Below are 25,128 nucleotides of genomic sequence, written 5' to 3'. Positions count from 1 at the left end.
CTAGCCTGACTGGCCCAATTCACTGGTAGTCTTGCCCAGTTGGCTGCCGCAGATTTTACAGAAGCGTGCATCAGTGTCATGAAAGGCAAAACCGCAGCCAGGGCAACGCGTCTCCACCTGGTTAGCTGTTTTGACGAGCCTCTTAATCAGGTTCCCTAACTGCCAGGGAATCAGAGCAATCCCCGTCAAAATCATCAACACTGTCAGTAAGCGGCCTGCCTCTGAGGTCGGGGTAACATCACCAAAACCTACAGTGGTCATGGTTACCACTGAGAAATAGACTGCATCTAAAAAGGTGTTAAAAGCTTGACCATTGGTAGCGTGCTCAACCTGATAGATCAAACCCGAATAAACAAAGATGATGGCAAATAGGGTAAACAGGATCCGACTGAGACTTTTGCTGTCTTCACCGCTGACGTAGCCAAAAAATGTTTTGCCTTCTATGAAGCGTAGCAAGCGCAGGATCCGGAACCAGCGAAAAATTCGGATAAATCTAATATCAACTGTGCCCAACAGAAAAGGTAGGAGCGCAATCAAGTCGATCATTGCGTAGAGGCTGAAGAAGTAGCGAAGGTTTTTCTCCGCACACCACAACCGCAGCAGATACTCCACAACGAACACCAGCAAAATAGCGGTGTCAACAGTGTCTAATCTATCTCGGGTGATCGCCGAAATCGGATATGTATCAGCAACGAAAATTGCTGAGGACAGCAGAACCAAACCCGTGATTACAAGATTGATGGTTCTGCCGATAGGAGTTTCAATGTCCTCCAGATAGAAACCAATTTTTTGCCGCAGCAGAGAGCTCTGCATCTAACTGTCCCCTTGGCTAACCTCGGCTAAAGGTTTCTTAGCCGGAAGCTTTCTTGCGCTCTGCTAGTTGTAGCAAAATCTGCGCGTGGCGCTCTTTGGTAATGGGATAGAAGTAGGCCAGGATGATACCCAAGATTAGGGCAATCGTAGGAATGGGGCCGATCATAATGCGGATGGCCGTTAAGGCTGCTTCGGGTTGGTCGGGCGAAGTCCCCTGGAAACCAGACCATTCCAATGCTTGCCCTACAAAAAAAAGCCCCGCCGCCAAGCCGACCTTCTGCAACAACACCATGAGCCCGTAAAAGACTCCTTCCCGTCGCTGCCCAGTGGTTAGCTCATCAAGTTCGATCACATCCGGCACCATTGACCAGGGGATTAAGTAGGCTGTCGCCACACCAATGCCAGCAGCGACAGCTAGCGCCAGCATTAGAATCGGCTGTCCTGGTTGCACAATAAACAAACCTGCTTGCGCCAAAATCCACAGAACCATGCCCAGTAAGTAAACTGCTTTTTTACCAATGCGGGCACTGATTGCATTCCAGACGAAGAGCATAGCGAAGGCTGTTCCCTGAACCGCCAAAATGGTTAGAGCAATCCAGGAATTCGGCAATCTCATCCAAAAGGTAATGTAGTAGGGAATGATCGATGCCGTGACCTGAACTGCTAACCAAGAAAACAAGTAAATACCAATAACAAATAGATAAGGACGATTACTCAAGGCAATCCGAAACTGTTCTCTAAACGGAACGTCTTCAATGTCCTCCTGATAACGTTCCCGAGTGCCCCAGAAACACCAGAAGAGCGGCAGCACCGACAACACGGACCAGATAGCACCAGAAACAACATAACCCAATGCCAAATTGTTCTCAAACTGTCCAACAATTAAAGGATGTAAAATACCTGATACTAGGCTGCCACCAATCGAAAACGCGAAGCGAAACTGAGTGAGGCTAGTTCGCTCGTCGTAATCTTGGGTTAGCTCAGGCGTTAGAGCTGTGTAGGGCAGATTGACAGCAGTATAAAAACTGTTAAAGAGAACTGAAATTAGAATGTAATAAGCGACCAAGGCCCAAGTATTCCCGGGAAACGGCACAAACCACTGAGCGAAAAAAGCGAGTCCAAATGGAATCGCCCCGAATAAGATCCAGGGACGGCGCCGTCCCCAGCGGCTACGCGTACGGTCACTCAAAACTCCAACGATAGGATCATTGACTGCATCCCAAATTTTACTAACCGCTAAGATGCTACCGGCAATTCCCGCACCTAGCCCCGCCACATTGGTAAAGAACGGCAGCAAGAAAAAAACTAAGATATTAGCTGTGATCGCTGGGCCTAAATCCCCTGCACCATAAGCCAACTTCGTACTGAGGCTGAGTTTATCCTCTGAGGAACTAACGGCTGGATCGATGAGTTCGTCTGACATAGCTGTCGGCTGTTAAGAAAGAAATCACAAAGAGAGCAAAAATCCTAAAAAAAGCAATCGAAAATTTTCAGAAAGGAATGTCGCTATCATTCGAGCTCTCAGGGTTACTCAGATTAGCTGAGGTTGCTTCAGAATCATCTGCGGAGGCGGGTACTGCCACAGAATTCGTAGAAGCAGTGTCTTGAAGTTGCTCGATCTGAAGATCAGCCCGAGTGCGGAACTCCTTCAGGAAGGTTTCACAGCGAGCGAGGGAAGCCACCGCTGTTTCAAACTGAGCAAAGACGTCAGCCAGATCAAGCTCACCGGATTCGATTTCTGTCACAATCTGCTCGATTTCAGCAATGGTCGCTTCGTAATTCCAAGATTGGCTCATGATTCACTTGGGTCGATAACTTTCACCTGAAGGTTTCCCTCCGCTAGTTGCAGGGTTAACAGCTCCCCTGGCTGTACGGCGTTAGCCTGCTTGCAGATTGTGCCAGAAGCTTGGCGTACTACCGCATACCCTCGCTGCAAAACAGCTTGAGGATCCAGGGCAACCAAGCGGGCTCGGAGGGTTTGTTGCTGTTGCTCTGCCCGTTGATAGCGCCAGATCAGGGCTCGCTGCAGCGGCTGACGCAGGCGAGACAGCCGCACTTGTTCCTGCTCTAAGCGACGCTGCAAGAGGGTTTGCAGTGCAGCCTTCCGCAGTCGATGTGCCGCTTCCAAATCAGACAGGGCCGGTACGATCTGCTCGGCTGCTGCCGTTGGCGTGTGGGCATAGGCATCTGCCACCAAATCCGCTAGGGTTTCATCGCGCTGATGCCCAATCCCCGTCAATACAGGAATTGGACTTTCGGCAATGGCGCGTACCACGCGCTCGTCATTGAAGCAGAACAGATCTTCTGCCGCGCCACCACCGCGCGCCAGCAGCAAAACTTCGGCCCGTCCATCTTGTCCCACCCGTGCAATTGCCTGAGCAATCGAGGCTGGAGCCTGCTCACCTTGGACTATGGCAGGACTGAAAAGCACTTTCAGCCCTGGATAACGAGCTTTAAGCGTGCGCTGAATATCGCCCCAGGCGGCAGCTTGAGGCGAACTAACCACAGCAATGATCTGAGGATGTGCAGGCAATGGGCGTTTGCGCTCCACATCGAACAGCCCTTCTGCCGCCAACCGCTCACGTAGTTGCTTAGCCTGAAGGGCTTGGAGACCTTCGCCGCCAGGCAGCACCTGGAAAGCCGTGAGCTGGTACTGACCTTTCTGGGGATAGGTTTGGACCCGCCCCAGCACGATCACCCGTTGTCCACGCGTTGGCAGCACCGCCAGCTTGCTCACCTGTCTGGCCCAAACGACGCCATTGATGGCTGCGCCGGTATCTGGATCTTGCAGGGTGAAAAATACATGCCCGTTGCGATGGGGAGCAGCGCTGGAGACTTCCCCAATGATCCAGAGCTGGCTCAACAGAGCATCCTCTTCTAGGAGAGCCTGTATATAGCTGCTCAGGCCGCCCACCGAGATCATTCCATCGCGAGCACTAGCCAGAGGGATCAACAAATCAGCATCAAAGTCCATGCCGAATATCTTAGCGATGGTAGCCCCACCTGCCGAAAAATCTGTGTTATCGTAGTCGAAGGATGAAAGACATCCGAAGCCCAAATCCTCAGAATTAGTTCTCAGTGTTTGGTGCTTGACCTCAAAAGTCAAACAGTCCTTTTAGGAAGCAGGAGGTGATGCCCATGCCAGATAGTAGTAAACGGATGGGTCCTCAAGTTGAACTCAACCGGCTGTGCGCCGGGGCCGTTCTCTAGGTGATCGTCTAGCCTTCTAGACCAAGCGCTGGGGTTCCTCCCGGCAGTCTGGTTTCAATTTTGAAGACCCGCTACACCGCCCCTGAAAAGTTAGCCCCAGTGCTAATTTCTCAGGGGCGGATAGTTTTAGAAGCATTTTTAGAGATTTTTGCTGTCTCGGTGACGGATCTGCATGGGCCCTGACGATGAGTCAGTATTCCTGGGTAGACTAAGTTCAATGTGACTGTTCCCGCTTTAAAAAACTGGGGACTGTACTGATGACCCAACCTCTGTCATGCTCTGGTCAGCCACTGGTTGATCAATTTGATGCTGGTGCTTCTCAAACTAGTATCGGTGTGCCCCAGGGCAATGTGATTTCATCTAACCATCTTGAACTTCAACCCCGTGAAACAGTCCCATCCGAGTTAGCCGATCTGGAGCTGGAGTCCAGCGAACGAGCCGCTCTGATCGAACGGTTGCTAGCTATCGGTATGGCACTATCCAGTGCGCCAGACTTAGAGACCTTACTCCGGTTAATCCTGACGAAGAGCCGTGAGATTACCAACAGCGATGCAGGCAGCGTTTATCTAGTTGATCGCTCCGATCTGGATGACCCCCGCCTCATTTTCAAAATCGCGCAAAACGACTCTCAGCCGAGCCTAAGTTTTGAGGAAGTTGCAATTCCACTGACTCAGACGAGTTTGGCAGGATATGTAGCGATGACGGGCGAGAGCCTCAACATCCCAGACGCTTACAGTCTATCGCCAGAACTTCCCTACCAAATTAATCCCGCATTTGATCGCAGCAATCAATATCGTACTCGCTCCCTTCTGGTTCTACCGATGCAGAACCAGGAACGCGAGATTATTGGTGTCCTGCAACTGATCAATCGCAAAGCCGCACCTCACCTGATGATTACGCCGGAGACGGCCCATCAGTCCACACTGCCCTATTCGCGCTGGGAAGAGCGCATCATTCGCTGCTTAGCAAGCCAGGCAGCTATCTCGATCGAACGTAATCATTTGCAGCAAAGCATCGAGAATCTATTCGAGGGCTTTGTACGAGCCTCAGTGCAAATTATTGAGGCCCGCGATCCTTGCACCTCTGGCCATTCTGAGCGAGTCGCGGAGCTAACCGTGCGCTTAGCCCAAGAGGTGAACGAAGTTGGGCAAGGACGGCTCAGGATCGAGCACTTCGATGAGCGCCAGCTTCAGGAAATCCGTTATGCAGCGTTGCTGCATGATTTCGGCAAAGTTGGCGTTCCAGAGGCGATTTTAGCCAAAGAGAAGAAGCTGTATCCCCATCAACTTGAAGTGATTCGCTACCGTTTTGCCCTGGCACAACGCACTTTGGAGTTGGATTGTGCCCACACTCGTTTGGCCCATCTAGTTACGGACCAGCGTTGCCCAGCCTGTGCTGAAAACCTAGGGGCTTTCGACCAAAAATTGAATGCTGAGCTGGAACGGTTAGAGCACTATTGGCAGGTTTTAGTAGAAGCTAATGAGCCCCGTGTTTTAGCCGCAGAATCGGTTAGCCAGAGGCATCGACAACTGCACGAACTGGCCCAGTATTGCTTTCGAGGTATCAACAACGAGTCTCAGGCTTTACTGTCGGAACTAGAGCTAGAACAGCTTCTAGTCAACCAGGGCAACCTCACTCATGCTGAGCGAGAGGCGGTGCAAGCGCACGTCAGCCACACCTACGAGTTTCTCAAGCGCATTCCTTGGACTCGGACGCTGCAACAGGTGCCAGAGATCGCCTATGGGCACCACGAAAAGCTGGACGGCAGTGGCTATCCTCTGGGCCTGCAGGCAAATCAAATTTCTCTGCAGACCCAAATGATGACGGTGGCTGATATCTATGATGCGCTGGCCGCGGGTGACCGACCCTATAAACAGGGCCTAACACTTGAGCGGACCTTAGGCATTCTGCACGAAGAAGCCAATCAGAGTCGGCTCAATGCTGATTTGGTTGAGCTGTTCGTTCAGCGTCGTGTCTTTGAAGTCGTGGGGCATTGCTTTCAATAGGAATCAGCTCAGGGCAGACCAATAACGCAGGGTGCTGTACCTGAGAAGTGGCTACTACTCAGCTAGAGCTAAATCGACCAGAAACATCTGCTCAAAGGCTTTTTTTGCAAAGCCCAAGTTTTCTCAAAGCCCAAGAATGTCGCAGATTTATCACTTAAACCCTTGCATCTATCTTTAGGCTTAATACTCTAAGAAATTGCTGAGGATTTGTTTAGAGCTGCTTCGAGAAAAGACTTTAGCCAACCTCAAGGGTTCGTGTTCTAGCCAACATGAATTTTTGAGCTTTTAGCGGTATAGCTTTTACAGAAAGCTAGAGCTTGTAAGGGATGAATCTCAAATAATCTCTAGTGAGTCCGAAGCAACTGTGAGGAGGAACCAGTGGTGGGCAGCAAAGTCTTTTTGAAAATGGCTACGGTTTGTCCTGTCATTTTAGGCGCCGTACTGTTGGCTACTTCTGGAGCCAACGCGAGTGAAGCCCTATCTCAGGCTTCAGATAGAACGAGTGGCTCAGCAGAGTCTCTTCAGCAAGTGGCTCAGTACAGCACTGAGGGGCGTGGCAATCAGAGTGAGTCCGGCGTTGCAGATGTAGCTCAATTGAGCAGCTCCAACGACTCTCAGGAGCAGGTAACATCTGTTTCTCAACTGTCAGATGTACGCCCCACTGACTGGGCATTCCAGGCGTTGCAATCTCTAGTTGAGCGGTACGGCGTGATCGCGGGTTATCCCGACGGTACCTATCGAGGCAATCGAGCGCTAACTCGTTATGAATTTGCAGCTGGCTTGAACGCTGCTCTAGACCGGGTCAATGAACTAATTGCAGCTGGACTTGCAGATAAAGTATCGCGTGAGGACCTAGCAACCTTACAGAGGCTGCAAGAGGAGTTCTCTGCTGAATTGGCAACCATCCGAGGTCGGGTGGACGGTTTGGAGGCGCGTACCGCTGAGTTAGAAGCTAATCAGTTCTCGACTACAACCAAGCTGACAGGGGAGGCGATCTTTGCCTTCAGCGGCTTCACGGGCGGCTCTGACAACTTGGTAGATGGTAATGGCAATGACGTCGAAGGTGATCAAACCGAAGACTCCAACATCATCTTTACTGACCGAGTCCGCTTGAACTTTGATGCCAGCTTCTCAGGTCAAGACCGTTTGAGAATTCGCCTAGAAACGGGCAACACGACTAACTTTTCTGATGACAACCTAACCGGAACTAATCAGGCCCGACTCGCTTTTGATACCGACTTTGACAATGAGTTTCGGGTGTCGGATCTCTTCTACCAATTCAACGCCTTCGGCACTTATGTCGATCGCAGAGGTCGCGAGCAGCCACGCGCACGTATTGCTATTGGAGCCAACGATTTTGAGGCGGACAACGTGTTGTTTGTCTTTGATACCCTCGGTGGCTCTGGCTCTGGCCCAATTTCGCGCTTTGGCCGACGCAATCCGCTCTACCGCATTGGTGGCGCACCCGATGCAGGCATAGGCTTTGATTTCAACATCACTCCCATCATCAACATTGGCGCTTATTACGGAACTGCAGAACCTGAAGAAGCGGATCCTTTTGAAGGGGGTGACGGCGGTGGCATCTTTGGAGGCACCAGTGCAGTCACGGCTCAGCTTACTGTAAGGCCATTCAGCTCCTTAACCATTGGTTTAACTTACGTCAACGCATTCTTAGAAAATGGTAGCCTTGGCACCGGCACCGGTAGTATTTTGGCTGAGGATATTGGCAATGGTGAACCCACTAATCTGAGTGGTTATGGTCTGGGTGTCACCTGGGATATATCGCCATCAATCACGTTCCAAGGCTTTGCTACCTACCTCGATGCCAATGTCAATCTGGACGATGACCGAGAGGGATCCGCTCAATCTTTCGGTTACTTAGGTTTTATTGGCTTTAGAGATGTGTTGACAACTGGCAGTGTTTTGGCTTTTGGCTTTGGTCAGCCGCTTAAACTCAGTGGCGAGGTTGGTACTGGCAGAAGCTCTGAGCGGGACACAACCTATCACGCAGAAGCCTTCTACCGCGTGCGCTTAACTGACAATATTGCGATTACACCGGGGGTTATCTACCTGTTCAACCCGGAGCACAATAGCAACAACGATGACATCCTTATCGGTACCATTCGTACCACCTTCACCTTCTAAGCCCTCTTAAGCGTTCATTTCTCACAAGATTCGGGCTCTGGCTAAACCGGGGCCCTTTTTCAGGCGCTTCTACAGGCAGTAGTCCGTAGTTGAGCTTCTCTGCGTGTATTGCAGGTTACAGGGACTGCTGCATCTGTTTCCTGTATAATTCAGCCGAAATGCCCGTGATCTCTGCGTTGGAGCGGTTAGCTCTGCTTGCCCTCTAACCAAGGATAGAGATTGAGGGACGGTTGTGAGGATGAACGTAAGCGAATGAACAAGTTACTCTCCAAGGTTGTGCTCATGTGCCCCTTTGTTCTAGGGGCAGTTTTATTGACAGCGACGACAACAAGAGCTGGTGAAGTTACGACGCAGATTGCTGATGCCAGTCACGGCGCAGACTTGGGCCAGGTGTTGCAGTACAGCGCCGAGGGTCAGGGTGAGGCACAACCAACCGGTGCTGGGGTTGCTCAACTAAATGCTCAAGCCGGTGATCAGGCAGAAGCCCAGGTCACCTCGGTTTCCCAGCTTTCGGATGTCAGGCCAACCGATTGGGCTTTCCAAGCTCTGCAATCTTTAGTCGAGCGCTATGGCGTGATTGCCGGTTATCCCGATGGCACTTTCCGGGGCAACCGAGCACTGACTCGCTATGAGTTTGCGGCCGGTTTGAATGCTGCCCTAGACCGGGTTAATGAGCTGATCGCTGCTGGTCTAGCCGATAAAGTCTCCCGCGAAGATTTGGCAACGCTGCAACGGCTGCAGGAAGAATACTCAGCTGAGCTAGCCACGCTACGAGGCAGAGTTGATGGCTTGGAAGCTCGCACAGCTGAATTGGAAGCCAATCAGTTCTCGACCACAACCAAGCTGAACGCAGAAGCAATCTTCGCGCTCAGCGGCTTCACCGGTGCGGATGAGACTACCCGCGATGGTCGTGGGGAAGAGAGAGATACACCGATTGAAGACTCCAACATTATCTTTACCGACCGGGTCCGCCTGAACCTCGACACAAGCTTCAGCGGTCAGGATCGCCTGCGCACCCGTCTTCAGGCTCGTAACTTCACCACGTTCAACGCCGACCGGACGGGCACCGATGTCACCCGCCTAGGCTTTGATGACAACAACGAGAACCAGATCGGCCTAGATACCCTGATCTATCGCTTCCCAGCTTTCGGAACCTACGTTGATGCCCGAGGACGCGATCAACCTCGCGCCAGAATCTCAATCGGTCCTAACGGTACTGCTGCCGACGATGTGATCAACACGGTTAACCCTTACGACAGCTCGGGTGGCGGCTCAATTTCCCGCTTTGGTCAGCGCAACACCCTCTATCGCATTGGTGGCACTAACGCTGGCGTAGGCTTTGACTTCAACATCACGCCTCGCCTTAACTTATCTGCTTTCTATGGCACCCGCAACTCTACGATTGCTGACCCCAACGAAAACGTAGAAGGCAACGGTGGCGGTTTCTTTGGCGGCACCTCGGCAGTCACGGCTCAGCTCACCTTCAGACCCTTTGACTCCCTGGATGTTGCAATAACTTACGTGAATGCATATCTAGATGATGGTCGTCTCCGAGTGGGGACGGCAAGTCGTCTCGCTGAGCGTATCGGTCAAGGTCAGCCAACCAGTGTTAACGCCTATGGGGCTGAGATGGCTTGGCGGATCTCGCCAAGTATCACCCTCACGGGCTGGGCTGGCTTTGTGGATGCCAACCAGAAAGACACCAATGGCAGAGAGGGTGGTAGTGCTCAAGCTCTCACCTATGCTGCCTATCTAGGCTTTGCTGACCTAATAGCTGAGGGCGACAACCTTGTTCTAGGCTTCGGGCAACCGCTGCGTTTGACCAATGAAGTAGGCACCGGTTTAGAAGGTAGAGGCGCTGAGGAAGATACTTCCTATTTGCTAGAAGCCTTCTACCGTCTCCGCATCAGCGACAACGTTGCAATCACGCCTGGAGTTCTCTACTTGATCAATCCCGAGAACAACAGCGACAACGGCAACATCTTAGTTGGCACAATTCGGACAACGTTTACTTTCTAACTCTGGATTAACTTTGACTGGCCTTGGTGCAGCCAATCGCTAGCTGCTTTCATTAGGTCAGACCGTGAACCTCAGCTCAAGAGGTTCACGGTTTAATCAGTTCAAGACTCACATCAAGACTCACAAGCTCAAAGGCTCGGGCTCTGCCGGAGCCCTTTTATTGTCTAGAGCTCTGGCTGAGATCCTGAGCTGAGCAGACTAGAACCGACAAACCTGCAAATCCCCACTGGGGAACCGGAATATGGCAGGTATACTGAAGGGGATCGCTCTGGATCCGATCGTCCTGTCCTAGCAGTAACCAAGCCTGTGGAACTTTCGTGTAAGAGTGAATACGCCCTACTGGCCCTGTTTGAACTTGCTAGTAAATACAAAGAGGGTGAACCGCTCCAAATTCGTCAGATCGCCGCAAAACAAGATATCCCTGATCGCTATTTAGAGCAGCTGTTGGCAACCTTACGCCGCGGCGGGATAGTTCGCAGCCAGCGCGGCGCTCGGGGCGGTTATCTCTTAGCTCGTGAGCCTTGGGCTATTGATTTGTTGGAAATTGTTCAATGCATTGAAGGGATCGATAATCAGCAAGCTGAGCCCTGTGGACCTTCTGGCCAATCTACCAGTTTGGAAGGCACCATCGTACGTGAAGTTTGGCATGAGGCCCAGTTAGCTGCAGATGCCGTGCTCAAAGGGTACACATTGCACGACCTCTGTGAGCAGCGCAACGCCCGCCATCGCTCAGACTTGATGTATTACATCTAGGCTGTCGGTGCGTCGTTAGTCTAGTCACGCTCGCCTAAAGCTAAAGCTGTCGTAAATCCTAAGGGTTCGGCAGGGGGTTCAGGAGGCGCTGAGGTACTTTGAAAGTAGCTCTATCGCGGTCATCGGTTGTGCTGCTGTCTACTCTCGTGGTTCGCTATCAAGTTCAGCATCAAGTTCAGCGCTGCTTGGTTCTGCTCAGTGGTATCAGTTTGCTATTGTCTGCCTGTTCACCTCCTCCCCCTGCAACTCAAGCGCCATCAGCCCCAGTTAAAGCTTCAGCCAAAGCTGTTACCAAAGCCGCTGTGCCAGCACCCTCGCCAACCTCTAGTGCTGTTGCTGCGTCTAAAAACTCCGAAGACTCCTTTCAAGAGGCGATTAACACGGCTCAGGGAGCAGCAGTGATCGCTCAGACGGCAGGTACAGCAGATGATTGGCGGCTAGTCGCTAACCGATGGCAAACGGCAAGCCAGCTTATGGCTACTGTTCCGTCTAATAGTGTCCATCACAGTGCTGCACAGAGCCGGGTTCGCCAGTATCAGGCCAACATGAACCAGGCGTTGCAGCGAGCCGTTGCCGTTGGTAGCAGGCCAGCGGTTCGAGCTACTGTGCCTGGCCAGACGCCAGTGGTAGCCGCAGTTCCAGTGCCCAGTCCTGTTCAGCCCTTGCCGGTCGCGGCGAGGCCGCCGCGACGTGAGCGGGTTGCGGCAGCAGCTAGCGGGCCTGTACGCATTCCTTTACTAGGACGGCAAGCAGGCATCGCCATAGTTAAAGCAACCTTTAACCGCTCCCAAGCCTTTCCAATCATGGTAGACAGTGGTGCCAGCGGCACTTCGATTACGCCTGAAATGGCTGAGAGTTTGGGAATTGGACAGAACGACTACGTAGATACCATTGCCATGACCACAGCAGATGGTAAAACGGCCCGTGTGCCTCGCTTCCGCCTGAATGCCCTGAGCATTGGGGGACTAGAAGTGCGCAATCTAAACGTTGCCGTTGCCCCAATCCCTCTGTTAGGTCAGGACTTTCTACAAAACTTTGAATTCACTCTGACTCGCAATGCCTTAGTATTGAGCCCTCACAGTGAAGCAGATTAACTGCTCGTCCCTGTTAGTTGCCCCAGTTACTTGCACTGATCGCTTGCACAAGCCACCTACAACTAGGATTTGCCAAAGAAGTGCCCACCCAATTTCAGGGAGCACTGCTTCGGCTGACATAAACCTAAAACCTAGACCTACTTCACCAAGCCCGAGCGCAAAGCGCGAACCGCAGCTTGAGTACGGTCATCAGCACAGAGCTTATTGAGAATATTGCGAACGTGGGTCTTGACTGTGCCCACAGTGATGTAGAGCTTCTCGGCGATTTGAGCATTGCTACACCCCTCGACGATCTGCGCTAGCACCTCTAACTCACGCTCAGTGAGGGGATAAGCTTCGATAATCTGGGTGTACTCAGAGTCCGCTGCGCCGATCTCGACGGTCGCTGTCACGACACCTGCTTGAGCCGGTTCGTTGCGACGCATCTGTTGCAGGACCACACCTGCGACGGCCGGGTCAATCCAAGAGCTACCGCTATGGGTCAGCTGAATTGCTTCTAGCAAGTTATCTGAGGAGACATCCTTCATGCAGTAGGAGTCAGCCCCAGCCGCAAAGGCTGCCAAGACCACCTGTTCATTGTCCCGTAGGGTCAGGATCAAGACCCGAGTTTCAGGATGCTCACTAGTACCGGAGCCGTTGCCATTCTCACTGCCATTGCTGTGCAGAGCATGCGTCTCTTTGATCCGACGAGTGACCTCCACCCCATCGATATCAGGTAAGCCAATGTCAACAATGGCGACATCAGGATGGTGTTGCTCGACTAGCTTCAGCCCTTCCACGCCGGCAGCAGCTTCGCCCGCAACCTCTATGCCGCTTTGCTGTAGCGCCATGCGCATACCAACGCGGGTCAAATCATGATCCTCAATAAGGACTACGCGGATGGGGGTCATGGCTGTTTAGGTATTGCTCTTAGATAAGGTTTGGAAAACAGATTTCCTTAGCTATAAACGAGTATCCTATACACCGGTCCCCAGAGGTAACCTCCCAAAAGGCAGAGTTTCGCCTAATACCCTGGTAGGGAAACTGTTTGAGCCAACTCAGGCTTTCAAAAAAGTTGCTAATCGTTGCAATTTTTCCCAAGCTGCTCCGCTCTGTAAAATATCCTGAGATAACACCACACCTGCAGCCCAATTGTCAACAGCTCCTCCCACTCGCAAGGCAATCGCAGCATTAAGCGCGACGGCGTCTCGTTGGGCTTGAGTTCCTTGTCCCTGAAGCACAGCCTGTAGGATAGCGACATTCTCCTGAACATCCCCGCCTTTGAGAGCACTGAGGGGAGCGGGCGCTAGGCCAAACTCGCCAGGCTGAAGCACTGAAGGCTGAACTTGGCCAGCCTCAACCAACGTTAAATCAGTAGCATCGCCCAACCCTGCCTCATCCAATCGCTCACGGCCATGCAACACGACTGCCCGCTGCAACCCCAATTGCTGTAGGGCTTCAGCCACTGTGTCTACCAAGGCTCTACTGTAAACGCCGACTACTTGGGCAGTCGGATACAGTGGGTTGACCAACGGCCCCAGCAGATTGAAAACAGTACGGACTTTAAGGGCTTTACGGATAGGCACAACGGCTTTCATAGCTGGGTGCCAACCGGGAGCGAAAAGAAAAGTAATCCCTACAGCCTGTACAGCTTCGCGAATGCGCTTGGGCTCGGCAGTCAGGTTAACGCCCAAAGCCTCCAATACATCTGCAGAGCCGACCTTACTGGAGGCAGAACGATTGCCATGTTTAGCAACTGGGATTCCCTGGGCAGCAACCACAAAGGCCACTGCAGTCGAAATGTTGAAGGTGCCAGAGCCGTCCCCGCCGGTTCCGCAGGTATCGATCAGCAGGGGTAGGCCGAGAGGAGTGCCTGCGGAGGCTTTCTGTAACACTCGCGCCATGCCAGCCAACTCCTCCGCTGTGACCCCTTTGGCTTGAAGGGCAATCAGGAGGGCACCTGCGAGTGAGGGAGGAAGGGTGTCAGTCAGCCAGCAGTCCATCAACGCTTCCGCTTGCTGGGCTGAAAGCGACTGCCGATCCAGCAATTGTTGGAGTAGCTCTGGACCCAAAACCTCAGTCGATAAGAGGGTAGACGACATATTGACCTTCATCTCCAGTGACTGGCACAGCACTTCAAAATACCAGAAAAAAGCCGCCCCTACAGGGCGGCTAATTTTTGAAGTGTTAACGCTTAGCGAGAACTCGATTAGTAGTCGAAGTCGCCGCCGCCCATGCCACCCGCACCGGCGGGAGCACCTTCTTTGGGCTCGGGCTTGTCAACCACGATGCACTCGGTGGTCAGGATCATGCCAGCGATCGAAGCAGCATTTTGCAGCGCCGAACGGGTTACCTTAGCAGGATCAACAATGCCTGCAGCAAACATGTCTTCGAACTGGTTGCTCACCGCGTTGTAACCGATGTTGAAGTCTTTTTCCTTCACACGCTCGGCAACTACGGCGCCGTTTTGACCGGCATTCTGAGCAATCCGCTTCAGGGGAGAGGTCAGAGCCCGAGCCACAATGTTGGCACCGGTTAGGGCCTCAGCTTCCAGGTTGGCAGCAGCCCAGGTTTCCAGTTCGGGAGCCAGGTGAGCCAGGGTAGTACCACCGCCGGGGACGATACCTTCTTCCACTGCAGCCTTGGTAGCGTTGATCGCATCTTCCAAGCGCAGCTTGCGGTCCTTCATCTCGGTTTCGGTTGCTGCACCGACCTTGACGACAGCTACACCACCAGCCAGCTTAGCTAGACGCTCTTGCAGCTTCTCTTTGTCGTAGCTGGACTCAGTCTCGTCCATCTGACGGCGGATCTGCTCGCAGCGAGCCTTGACTTGGGCTTCGTTGCCTTCAGCAACGATCGTAGTGTTGTCCTTGGTGATCGTGATGCGACGGGCTTTGCCCAGCATATCGATCTTGGCAGTGTCGAGCTTCAGACCTGCGTCTTCGGTGATCAGTTGACCGCCAGTGAGCACAGCAATGTCTTCCAGCATCGCTTTGCGGCGATCGCCAAAGCCAGGAGCCTTGACAGCAGCCACGTTCAGCACGCCGCGCAGACGGTTGACGACCAGGGTGGCGAGAGCTTCTTTCTCAATATCTTCAGCAATGATCACCAGAGGACGACCAGCGCGAGCAACCTGCTCCAGCACGGGCACTAGATCTTGCACTAGGGCGATCTTCTTGTCGGTGATTAGGATGAAGGGCTCATCCAGGACGGCTTCCATGCGCTCGGTGTCGGTGGCGAAGTAGGGAGAGATGTAGCCTTTTTCAAAGCGCATCCCCTCAGTGATTTCCAGCTCAGTCGTCATCGACTTACCTTCTTCGAGGGAGATCACACCCTCTTTGCCGACCTTATCCATCGCGCTAGCGATCATTTCGCCAACTGCTTCGTCGTTGCCAGCAGAGATGGCACCAACTTGAGCAATGGACTTGGAATCTTCAACCGGACGGGCATGGGCTGCGATCTTATCAACCAGGAAAGCAGTCGCCTTATCAATACCGCGCTTGAGGGCGATGGGGTTTGCACCAGCAGCAACGTTGCGCAGACCTTCTTTGACAATGGCGTGGGCCAGAACCGTAGCAGTGGTGGTGCCATCACCTGCAGCGTCGTTGGTCCTAGACGCGGCTTGGCGAATCAGCGAGACGCCAGTGTTCTCAACGTGGTCTTCGAGTTCAATTTCTTTAGCGATCGTGACCCCATCATTGATGATTTGGGGAGCACCAAATTTCTTCTCTAGAACCACGTTGCGGCCTTTGGGACCGAGGGTTACGGCGACGGCCTCTGCCAGAATGTCCATGCCTTTTTCGAGGGCACGACGAGCGTCTTCGTTGTAAATGATGCGCTTAGCCATAGTTGTTACAGATTCCAGAGGTGGGAGTTAAAGGACAAGTAGAGAAATAGAAGGGCAGTGGGCAAGAATTGCAGAGAAAGCCCAACTGATTAGAAATTGCTTCCGCACGCTTTAGCCAACCATTGAAGTGGACTGGCTAAAGGTGAGTTGACGAGTGAACCTTAGTTCACAATCGCTAGGATGTCCTTCTCTGCCAGCAGCACAAACTCTTCGCCGCCGAGCTTGATGTCGGTGCCAGCATACTTGGAATAGAGAACCTTATCGCCAACTTTGACTTCTAGTTCCTGGCGGGTGCCATCTTCGTTGCGCTTGCCAGGACCAACAGCCGAGATCTCACCGACTTGGGGCTTCTCCTGAGCAGCGTCAGGCAGGAAGATGCCACCAGCGGTTTTTTCTTCTTTGCTGCTAACTTTCACGAAAACACGGTCGCCCAACGGTTTTACCGTGGACACACTCAGAGACACAGCTGCCATAACTACCTCCAATGGTTCAGAATGCTGGAAATCAGGGGGTGTAACTCTAACCGGTGGGCACTTTGCCACCGTCGTCAGAGCAGCCCGTCTTTGACCTTAGCACTCTCGGACTTCGAGTGCTAATTTAGCGAACTGACCCTGCTCCTTGCAACTGACCCACTAGTACGGTTTCCCGAACGCCGATTTCGGGAAAGCCGTCTCGGGCGGTATTGAGTCTGCAGCGTAGAGCTGCCCTCCGGGATTAATTAAATTCAGAGGGCTGGAGGAGTTGAGGAGTTTTTTATGGCAGAGTCTAGAGGGAGTGGGGATCTGTAATCATGTCCTGAACTTGGGCTTCAGCGGACTCGACCTGAGCCGCCATCTGCTCCAGTTGCTGCTGACTGATGTATTGGCGCACCTTAGGGAACAGTTCGTTTTCCTCTCGTTGCACGTGGTTCTCTACCGTCTGCTGGAGCTGACTGAGTTTGGCTTTGAATTCAGGTGCAACAAATTTAGGTGCGGTAGAGCCAAGGGCCTTCAATTCCTGCAAAAACTGCCGAATTGCCAGATGTTCCTGATAAAAAGCAGCGACCAAACTTTCAGTATCTGAATTGCGAACGGAAGGATAGAAGAGACCTTCTTCCGCAGCACTGTGAGCTGTTAGTCCCTCATAGAGCTGATGAAAGTAAGCCTGTGCTATTTGAGGATCATCTGTTTGCTTGAGCTGCTCAAATAGAGTTGCGGCTTGTTGATGGTCAGCGTGTAAATTGTCTAGTACATCCATAGCAACTCCTGAGGGCTCTATGAGGGTTGTAACTATGTTAATGGGGAAAACTAAAGAAATCCTATTAAAAAACAGGGGAGCTAAGCACCCCCGTCCCTGATGATTTTGACTAGTTCATGGACTGGCCATCAACTCTTGATTCAACTCATTGACGATAAGCATCAACCTTCTAAATCTATTAGCCAGCTTTATTAGCCCGCTGCTAGTTCGTTCTGCACTTCAGTCTTCATCTGTTGAATCTGATTTCCCATAGCCTCTAGCTCTTCTTTGTCGAGGTGATGACGCACTTTGGGAAAAAGCTCATTTTCTTCCTCAGCAACGTGATGCTGCACTGCTTGCCTGAGCTGGCTTACTCTTGCCTTGAAGTCTGAGGCACTGGGGCTAAGGTCGTAGATTTCCTCTAGCAATTCCTCTACAGACGCATGCTCACCGTAAGCCTCGTCAATCAGCCCTTCCGTATCTTGAAAGTCTTGGACGGCTGGGTAAAAAATTTCTTTTTCAACTAAGCTGTGCTCTGACAAGGCGTTGTAGATTTCCTCAAACAACTCGCCTATTTCTTGAGTCCCGCTAGCGTTCTCGAGTCGAGTAAACAGCGCATCAACTTGCTTGTGGTCTCTCTTGAGTAGCTCCAGAACGTTCATTTTGATTGAACTCCAAATGACTTGCTTGATGATAGAAATTTATTAAGCCTATTAAGCCACTTCTAAGCTGCCTCATTCCAGGTGCTTGATTAGGGTACTTGAGGCCGAAAAGTAACGGGGGGTAAAAATACCCCCCACATCCTTCACAGGTTCACTAGGTTATCTATACACCTTTTCTGCAAGGTTTGAATTAAGGTGAGCCTTAGGCAACGATTAGTTGCTAACCTTCATCTCATCTTGCACTTGGCTCTTAGCTTGCTTAAAGCGGGTAGCCATTTGCTCGCTCTGTTCGGTGCTGAAGTTGTCGCGAATCTTGGCAAACATCTCGCTCTCTTCTTGACGGACGTGATCCATCACCATGTCACGGATGCGACGAATCTGATTCTTGAATTCAGAAGAAGAGGGGCTCAGGGAGCGGGTGCTTTCCAACAACTGCTTTAGTTCAGCTTGCTCATCGTACAGCTCTTGGGTGTTGCTGTAGTAAGGACGAACAGCAGGATAGACCACTTGCTCTTCGGCAATGGAGTGAGCGGTGAGGTCCTTGTAGATCTGACCGAAGTACTCCTGGAGCTTCTGAGGATCATCAGTGGCTTCAACTTCTGCGAACAGCGTGTTGACCTTATTGTGATCCAAGCGGATGACATCCTGGATGTTCATGTCCTGCTTGTCGGTGCTTTGGGTAACCACACTACCAGCAACACCGGTCAACGCAGCAACAGCATCCTGAACGCGGCCCCACAGACCTTGGTCGGGATCCTTACCGGTCAGCTCACGTACGCCCAGGATTTCCAGGACGCCTTTAAGTTGCTCTTGGTGAGCCCGGTTTTCGAAGTTGACTGTGTTGAGAGGAGCGATAGCAGCTTCGATATCTGCACCCACCACTTGACCAGCCTTATGAACCAACAAACCAGCCATGGTTTGCTTGTGCTTGAGCAGTTCGTGCTGACCCACTTTCTCAAAGATGGTGAACTCTGAGCTGTCCATCATCTGACGGGCTTGCTCGACGACCTTCATCATCGATTCTTTGGGTTCGCCCTTGACGCCGTACTGAACGATTACGGTGTCCAGTACACCCATGTTTTTCTGGTCATCTTGTAGGAAATCTCTCAAGCGCTTAGAAATTTCTGGATCATCAATAGCAGCTATAAGCTTTTGCTCATTTTCAATCAAAAGATTTTGAAGAGCTTTCATATCAGCAAGCTTAGAGGCAATTGCCGTGCGCTTGGTATCGTCAAGAGTCAGGACCATCTGTGTGTTCTCCTCTGAATAGTCGCTAACTTGAGATTGTCACGGGACTTGGTGGGGTCCATCCATCTTTTGATGGATTAGCAAAAAGCCCATAAAAGAGCCTGCTAACCCTCAGAAAATCAGCCTTTCTTTACTCCAAATTTTGATACTTTCTGGGGATACTGATAGCCTTTTGCACTGGTTAAAATAACGAGACTCTCAAGCATTCCGCTGGGTGCTCTGCTGTCATCGGTTATGAGCCAATCTGTTCTGCCTCAACCTCCCCTTCAAGAGGTAACTCAGCTTACTACTGAGATTAAAGTTGATCCCGTTCAGTCTGCTGAAGCAGTGGGCTTATGTTATGTCACTGACACCGATCCCGGTATCCAGCGTAAGCGTGTAGGTAAGGGCTTCAGCTATATCGGTCCAGATGGTGAGAAAGTTCGAGATCCTAAAGAGATCAAACGAATTGAGGCACTAGCTATCCCACCGGCGTGGCGAGATGTTTGGATTTGCCCCTTGTCTCACGGTCATCTTCAGGCCACTGGGCGCGACCCAAAGAAACGCAAACAGTACCGGTATCACGAGCTTTGGCGCACCGTTCGGGATCAAACCAAGTTCACGCGCATGATTGCTTTTAGTGAAGCCCTGCCGCAGCTGCGAGAGCGCCTAGAACACGATTTGGTCCTAGCAGGTTTGCCGCGGGAAAAAGTGCTGGCAACTGTGGTGCGATTAATGGAACTCACACGCATTCGGGTGGGCAACGAAGAATATGCTCGGACTAACCAATCTTTTGGTTTGACCACTTTGCGCGATCAGCACGTTGATATTTCAGGTTCGTGCTTGCACTTTCATTTTCGTGGCAAAAGTGGTGTCGATCACGACATTGAAATTAGCGATCGACGCTTGGCTAGAATTGTGAAGCGCTGTCGCGATATTCCAGGCTACGAACTCTTTCAGTATTTAGATGAAAACGGTCAGCGCCAACCTATCGACTCGGGCGCTGTGAATGATTATTTGCGCGAGATTACGGGTCAAGATTTTACAGCCAAGGACTTTCGCACTTGGTCAGGCACCATTTTGGCAGCGTTAGAACTTGTAGAACTGGGAGACTTCAGCTCGGAAACTCAGGCCAAAAAGAATGTCGTACAGGCAGTCAAGAAAGTTGCTCAGCACTTGGGCAACCGACCTGCTACTTGCCGCAAGTATTATGTCCATCCAGCAGTGCTGGATACTTACATGGCCGGTAATTTACTGCAGGCTCTAGAGCAAGAGATTGAGCAGGAGGCCGAATTACCCTACGCTCTACGGCGTGAGGAGTTGGCAATTGTCGCCCTGCTCAAGCAGCAAATGATCCAACAGCAGTCAGAACAATCGAAAAATTAAGCTACAAGCTCTCAGAAGGCTTTTGAAACCTCCTGAGCCTGCTAGCTATGACTGGTTAGTTGTTAGTTGTTGAGCGCGTTAGCGCCTTCTTCTAGATCTAGATCTAGAGGGTCTCCGACGGAATAGACTCACCAAAGCCAGGGCAGAACCTAGGAACGCTGTGAGGTAACGGCCATAAGAGTTGTGCTGCTGAGCAGAGCGAGGTGCAACTAAGGTCATCTCATTGCGATAGGACTCAGAATCTTGTCGCTTCGCTTCCTGCTTTTTAGCTTCAGTCCGAGGCATTCCCTGCTGTGCCCGAGCTTCTTCAGTTACAGGAATTGCATTACTGGCGGGCACAATACGAGAGCCATATTTTCTGGCGTAAACCTGAGTGAATTCAGCACCCAAAAATAGAATTTGAGCCGAGTAATAAACCCAAAGCAGCACAATAACCAAAGAGCCAGCTGCACCATAAGTTGAGCCGACGCCGCTACTGCCGAGGTAGATCCCGATTAAGGTTCTGCCGATGGTAAACAGCAGCGAAGTAGCGATGGCCCCGATAGTAACATCGCCCCAGGCAACATTGGCATCTGGCAAAACCTTGTAAATCAGTGCAAACAGCAGGGACGTAACCCCAAAGGAGATCGCGAAATTGACAACCTGCCAGAGTATATCGAAGCCTGGTAATAGGCCACCTAAATAGGCACTAATCCCTGAAAGAATCGCACTGAGCACAAGCGACACAAGCAATAGAAAGCCAGTGCCCAACACCATCGAAAACGAGAGGAATCGATCTTTAATAAAACCGACAATGCCCCGTCCTGGTTTTGGAGCAACCTCCCAAATCGTATTCAGTGCTTCTTGAAGCTGGCCAAATACCCCAGATGCACCAAACAGCAAGGTAACGATACCAATGATCGTAGCGATTCTGCCCGATGAGGGTTTGCTCGCGCCCTGAATCATCGCTTGGATAGCATCAGCTCCCTCAGCCCCAACTAGATGCTGAATTTGATCGTCGAGTTGACCCCGGGCTGCCTCCTCTCCAAACACAAATCCAGCAACCGCAATCGCGATAATCAATAGCGGTGCCAAAGAAAAAACCGTGTAATACGCCAGGGCTGCGGCCAGACGTGAGGCTTTATCCTCGTTCCATTCGGTGATAGTCTCTTTAATCAGGTCTATGGCTGCTTTGGCGTTCACCAATCGTTCTCCTACATTCCTGAAATTCTTTTATTGAATGCTTAGGCCAACAGCATTAGGCATAAGATAAGTAACCAATCAATAGAGGAAAGACAGGAATGCTCGCATCTGCTAACAGGTATAAATCCGCGACTGCTTTTTTTGAGGTGGGTTGTTAGTTCCAAAAGGAAGAACGGTCTTAGCTTGCCGTGCTTAAACAGCGACTGCGCTACCTAGGGGCGAACTGTCATAGTGAGCCAATAAATCAGCTGGATTGTCATAGATAGCTAAGGCATCTGCAAGGCCTGAGTCTTGCCACCCACCGCAGCGCAGCGCAATCGTTTTGACCCCTGCTTTAGCCGCCGCTTCGATATCGTAAGGGGTATCGCCCAACATCACGACTTGATCGGAATGATAGCCAATTTTTTCTAAGGCAGCCTGAATTAGATCAGGATCGGGCTTGGAGTTTTTGGCATCTTTGGACGAGGTTTCGCTCTCGATGAATTCGTCAACTTGGGCAAGCTTCAGCAGAGCTTCCATCATTGATGCCTCACCCGAAGTGGCGACAACAATCTTCAATCCTTGCTCGTGGATCCGTTGGATTAACTCTCTCGTTTGCGGGAACGGTTGCAAATCAGGCAGGTAGCGAGACTCAAAGATTTCTTGCCAGGCTTGACTGAGTTGCTTACCTTCGGGAGTGTCTCTGGAGACTCCAATGGTATTAGGCAATAAATTATCACTGCCCATGCCGATCAAACGACGCACCTGTTCAAAGGGAACTTGATGGTTACCTTGGGCTAGTGCTTCAACCCAAGCATGGGCATGGGCATCATTACTGTCGATGAGGGTGCCATCAACATCGAGAATCACACCACGGATTTGCATTGCCTGATAACTCCCGGCTAGTTTTTCTAGCTGCTGGTTTCGTGTTTTTTAATTCGTGCTTTTAAAATGACTGAACATGACAGGGCCGGTAAGCAATTACCGGCCCTGCTTGCTCTTATCGGATTGAGTTATCGACCTTGCTACCCTCTGGCTTGCGCTGCCAGCTACCATCTTCGCCCTTTTCGTACTCATGCTTTACAGTGGTCCAAGCAATCTCTACAGCGCTTTCTTGATTATTAGAATCCGACTCAGCGCTATTAAAGGCAGCCATAAAGAGCTGCTGAGCATATTGAGGCAGGGCTTGGACGTCTGCTGGCAGTTCGCTCAATTGTTGATACGGCATTGTTAACTCCTGGGATTTTAGAAAGGGATTCAATTAACTGTTGACGACTTGACCGCCATTCTACGCTGTCTCGGGGATGCTGTTCAGCCGCATTATTGACCAGAATTCAGAGCAACTTTATTCTGCAATTTGCCGCTGCAACAGTAATCTTCACCAACCTTAGGCTGCGGGATCATTCGCGATTCGAGCCTTGGCTGCTGATCCCGATGTTGAGAGGGTGCTAGCTCTTAAATTGGCTCTGAGTTTGCGTCATGCTTTACTCCTTTTCTTTGGCCTTTTCTTTGGCGACATCTCCATAGGTTTCACGAATCAGATCAGAAATTTCATCGGCGTCTTTAACGTGGTGCAGCGCTTTCTGACTCCCATCCGGTTCATCAACCACAAAGTAAGTCGGAACTTTAATGTGGTCGCCAGTGATATCTGGAGAATCCACCGCCAATTGCTTGGATTTCTCCTCAACACTTTGCGGCTCTTCAGAAATTACATCGCCAGGATTAACTGTGCGGTGTGTTTTCTTGTCAGTATATTTCTCTGGCTGAGTCAACTCAGTCTGCTCTAAAGACGTATCAACCGAGGGCTCTCCATCAGCAAGATCGCCGTATTCGTGGCGAACAAAATCAGAGATTTCATCAGCGTCTTTGACGTGGTGCAGAGCTTTCTGACTCCCATCTGGTTCGTCGATCACGAAATAGGTAGGGACTTTAACCTGATCCCCTGTAATATCAGCAACATCTACAGCCAGTTGCTCAGATTTTTCTTCAATACTTTGAGGCTCTTCAGAAATTACATCGCCAGGATTAACAACGCGGTGGGTCTTCTTATCGGTGTACTTCTCTGGTTCTGTTAGCTCTGTTCTGTCCGTAGGGACTTTTTTAGGGTTTTCGTTATCCATAGATCCTCTACGACACTTCAAATTCTTTGCACTGAGATAAGCCTAAAAAAATAGAGGCATAGTTGCCTCTTTCTCAAGGAGTAATTAAGGTCTTAGCCCGTGTAAACGGGCCTACCAAGACTCTATAAATCTTTACGGCTTAGAGTTGGTGCTATTGCCAATAACAGCAATTTTATGCCGATAAATTAGCTCTGCGCCATACCAACCAGAGATACCAAGGAGGGTTCCTATGATGAACGAAAGCACAAACCCCCAGGGCATTAAACCTTTAATTGGATCGTTCAGGCGCAGTAAAAAATTGACAATTGTCAGAGCTAGAAGCGAGACATTTAGAATCATGTGAGCCCAACCAGCAGTATGCTGACGGACACGCTCAATCTTGATAAAGTCACTCATGCCTGTGACCGCAGCAACGATGGCCGTGACCAACCCTGCACCAATGAGCCACAAAGAGGCGCGGGCCCAGAAGGGGTCGCTCGTTAACCAGTAACCCACATCGCTTCCCAAGGCTCCAGTTAAGAAACCAATGGGAAAGGTGACCAGCAGTGGATGGAGAGGATGGCCAGCAATCGCTACGCTGCTAGGTACACCACTGTCTTCATACTCGCGCTCATCATTCTCAATAACTGCCGGAATATCGGGATATGGGGGAGTCGCCATGTTTTTTCCTGACTAAGTTGGTGGTCTTTGTTGTGCTAGAGCGAATGCTTTAAGCTGAGGGAAACTCAGTAATAAGAGCCTCAGTTTGAAGGGTTAAAGATCCTTCTGTAATCTCCATAGTTTGAATTTTTAATGACATTCCCTGCAAGGAGAACTTACTCAGATTCAGCAACTCGTGGGCTTTATTCAGCAGAGCTGTATTGAGCTCAGGCGGCAAACTTTGACCTTCTGCATATTGGATGTCATCCAGAGAGACATGTTGCTTGTCTGGGCTCACCCGAGGCGTAGCTGTAAAGGCAACTTTCTGAACGTCTCCAGTTCCGCGCTGAAGAATGTCTGCATTCAGAGTGATCTTGCCATCAGCAAGAAGATGAAGGTTCACTTGCTGTACGTCGATCGTAACCGTACGACCTTCAACTTCCACGGTCATATTCTGCAATTTGCCGTGGATATATTCAGAATTAGAAGCGCGGTTTAAATCTTCTTCAGTCAGAACAACACGGGCAGATGCTTGCGTCGGTTCAGTGAGTTCAATTTTGCCAAAAGCTGCACTGAGCGGATTAATCGCAATGCTGCCGGTTTTCATTTCCATTTCTTCGACGCGTAGGTCTTTTTTCATCACTAGACCTTCGCCTTTAATCGAAACCGAATCAACCTGCCCCTGAATCACCTTCAAAGGATCGGTTTTGACATTGACATCGAGGTTGTCAGACTCATCAAGCTGGCTTTCTAAACCCATTTCTGCCACCTTGCTCAATGCCTGTTCCCCCAGTCCTCCGCTTTCCTGCGCCACCGTATAACCTCTTAAAACTAAATCATTGCTAAGCATTA

The 25,128-nt window shown here is 51.0% G+C and carries 23 protein-coding genes; 6 read left to right on the top strand and 17 right to left on the bottom strand.

The window, feature by feature from the left end; genetic code table 11:
• The 4 genes from H6F94_RS19055 to xseA form a co-directional block, all read right to left on the bottom strand.
• Positions 1–813, bottom strand: coding sequence for an ion transporter (locus H6F94_RS19055; protein ID WP_190803801.1), 813 nt, complete (start codon positions 811–813; stop codon positions 1–3).
• A gap of 37 nt (positions 814–850) precedes the next feature.
• Positions 851–2,236 carry an MFS transporter gene (locus H6F94_RS19050; RefSeq protein ID WP_190803800.1) on the bottom strand — a complete coding sequence of 462 codons (1,386 nt, stop codon included), beginning with the start codon at positions 2,234–2,236 and terminating at the stop codon, positions 851–853.
• A 67-nt stretch (positions 2,237–2,303) separates the two neighbouring features.
• Positions 2,304–2,609 (bottom strand): exodeoxyribonuclease VII small subunit, encoded by a 306-nt coding sequence (gene xseB / locus H6F94_RS19045; RefSeq protein ID WP_190803799.1) that lies wholly within the window; start codon positions 2,607–2,609, stop codon positions 2,304–2,306.
• The gene (gene xseA, locus H6F94_RS19040; RefSeq protein ID WP_190803798.1) at positions 2,606–3,787 is read right to left on the bottom strand and encodes an exodeoxyribonuclease VII large subunit; all 1,182 of its coding nucleotides are present in this window, start codon (positions 3,785–3,787) and stop codon (positions 2,606–2,608) included. The genes xseB and xseA overlap by 4 nt, the downstream gene beginning before the upstream one ends.
• A gap of 493 nt (positions 3,788–4,280) precedes the next feature.
• On the opposite strand from xseA, the gene H6F94_RS19035 reads away from it, so the two are divergent.
• From H6F94_RS19035 to H6F94_RS19015, 5 genes are all read left to right on the top strand, one after another.
• Positions 4,281–6,029: an HD family phosphohydrolase gene (locus H6F94_RS19035; protein ID WP_190803797.1), complete on the top strand. Its 1,749-nt coding sequence runs from the start codon at positions 4,281–4,283 to the stop codon at positions 6,027–6,029.
• A 381-nt stretch (positions 6,030–6,410) separates the two neighbouring features.
• Positions 6,411–8,174, top strand: coding sequence for an iron uptake porin (locus H6F94_RS19030; protein WP_313949327.1), 1,764 nt, complete (start codon positions 6,411–6,413; stop codon positions 8,172–8,174).
• 252 nt (positions 8,175–8,426) lie between these two features.
• Positions 8,427–10,193, top strand: a complete 1,767-nt coding sequence (locus H6F94_RS19025) for an iron uptake porin (RefSeq protein ID WP_190803796.1) — start codon at positions 8,427–8,429, stop codon at positions 10,191–10,193.
• A 306-nt stretch (positions 10,194–10,499) separates the two neighbouring features.
• Positions 10,500–10,946, top strand: a complete 447-nt coding sequence (locus H6F94_RS19020) for an RrF2 family transcriptional regulator (RefSeq protein ID WP_190803795.1) — start codon at positions 10,500–10,502, stop codon at positions 10,944–10,946.
• Positions 10,947–11,074: 128 nt separating this feature from the next.
• On the top strand, positions 11,075–12,040 hold the full coding sequence (locus H6F94_RS19015; RefSeq protein WP_190803794.1) for a retropepsin-like aspartic protease family protein: 966 nt from the start codon (positions 11,075–11,077) through the stop codon (positions 12,038–12,040).
• Positions 12,041–12,177: 137 nt separating this feature from the next.
• On the opposite strand, the gene H6F94_RS19010 is transcribed toward H6F94_RS19015, so the two are convergent.
• The 7 genes from H6F94_RS19010 to H6F94_RS18980 form a co-directional block, all read right to left on the bottom strand.
• Positions 12,178–12,930, bottom strand: coding sequence for a response regulator (locus tag H6F94_RS19010; protein WP_190803793.1), 753 nt, complete (start codon positions 12,928–12,930; stop codon positions 12,178–12,180).
• 147 nt (positions 12,931–13,077) lie between these two features.
• Entirely contained in the window at positions 13,078–14,121 is a 1,044-nt protein-coding gene (trpD, locus tag H6F94_RS19005) for an anthranilate phosphoribosyltransferase (RefSeq protein WP_190803792.1), read from the bottom strand.
• A 107-nt stretch (positions 14,122–14,228) separates the two neighbouring features.
• Positions 14,229–15,866: a chaperonin GroEL gene (groL, locus tag H6F94_RS19000; protein WP_190803791.1), complete on the bottom strand. Its 1,638-nt coding sequence runs from the start codon at positions 15,864–15,866 to the stop codon at positions 14,229–14,231.
• 161 nt (positions 15,867–16,027) lie between these two features.
• A complete protein-coding gene (gene groES, locus H6F94_RS18995; protein WP_190803790.1) occupies positions 16,028–16,339 on the bottom strand; it encodes a co-chaperone GroES in 312 nt (103 codons plus the stop codon).
• Positions 16,340–16,631: 292 nt separating this feature from the next.
• Positions 16,632–17,102: a hemerythrin domain-containing protein gene (locus tag H6F94_RS18990; RefSeq protein WP_190803789.1), complete on the bottom strand. Its 471-nt coding sequence runs from the start codon at positions 17,100–17,102 to the stop codon at positions 16,632–16,634.
• A 191-nt stretch (positions 17,103–17,293) separates the two neighbouring features.
• Positions 17,294–17,743 (bottom strand): hemerythrin domain-containing protein, encoded by a 450-nt coding sequence (locus tag H6F94_RS18985; RefSeq protein ID WP_190803788.1) that lies wholly within the window; start codon positions 17,741–17,743, stop codon positions 17,294–17,296.
• Between the two features lie 213 nt (positions 17,744–17,956).
• Positions 17,957–18,991, bottom strand: a complete 1,035-nt coding sequence (locus H6F94_RS18980; protein WP_190803787.1) for a hemerythrin domain-containing protein — start codon at positions 18,989–18,991, stop codon at positions 17,957–17,959.
• Positions 18,992–19,225: 234 nt separating this feature from the next.
• Between H6F94_RS18980 and H6F94_RS18975 the strand changes: the two genes are divergently transcribed.
• On the top strand, positions 19,226–20,356 hold the full coding sequence (locus H6F94_RS18975; protein ID WP_190803786.1) for a DNA topoisomerase IB: 1,131 nt from the start codon (positions 19,226–19,228) through the stop codon (positions 20,354–20,356).
• Positions 20,357–20,434: 78 nt separating this feature from the next.
• On the opposite strand, the gene H6F94_RS18970 is transcribed toward H6F94_RS18975, so the two are convergent.
• The 6 genes from H6F94_RS18970 to H6F94_RS18945 form a co-directional block, all read right to left on the bottom strand.
• Positions 20,435–21,538 carry a YihY/virulence factor BrkB family protein gene (locus tag H6F94_RS18970; RefSeq protein WP_190803785.1) on the bottom strand — a complete coding sequence of 368 codons (1,104 nt, stop codon included), beginning with the start codon at positions 21,536–21,538 and terminating at the stop codon, positions 20,435–20,437.
• A 192-nt stretch (positions 21,539–21,730) separates the two neighbouring features.
• Entirely contained in the window at positions 21,731–22,402 is a 672-nt protein-coding gene (locus H6F94_RS18965; RefSeq protein WP_190803784.1) for an HAD family hydrolase, read from the bottom strand.
• A gap of 115 nt (positions 22,403–22,517) precedes the next feature.
• A complete protein-coding gene (locus tag H6F94_RS18960) occupies positions 22,518–22,745 on the bottom strand; it encodes a ChaB family protein (protein WP_190803783.1) in 228 nt (75 codons plus the stop codon).
• A gap of 256 nt (positions 22,746–23,001) precedes the next feature.
• Positions 23,002–23,637, bottom strand: a complete 636-nt coding sequence (locus tag H6F94_RS32495; RefSeq protein WP_242041261.1) for a hypothetical protein — start codon at positions 23,635–23,637, stop codon at positions 23,002–23,004.
• 132 nt (positions 23,638–23,769) lie between these two features.
• Positions 23,770–24,297: a DUF2231 domain-containing protein gene (locus tag H6F94_RS18950; protein ID WP_190803782.1), complete on the bottom strand. Its 528-nt coding sequence runs from the start codon at positions 24,295–24,297 to the stop codon at positions 23,770–23,772.
• Between the two features lie 49 nt (positions 24,298–24,346).
• Positions 24,347–25,126, bottom strand: a complete 780-nt coding sequence (locus tag H6F94_RS18945) for an LmeA family phospholipid-binding protein (RefSeq protein ID WP_190803781.1) — start codon at positions 25,124–25,126, stop codon at positions 24,347–24,349.
• Positions 25,127–25,128 lie beyond the last annotated feature (2 nt).

Origin of the sequence: Leptolyngbya sp. FACHB-261, from assembly GCF_014696065.1 — a bacterium.
Taxonomy (GTDB): domain Bacteria; phylum Cyanobacteriota; class Cyanobacteriia; order FACHB-261; family FACHB-261; genus FACHB-261.
This window is presented reverse-complemented; position numbering and strand designations above follow the sequence as displayed.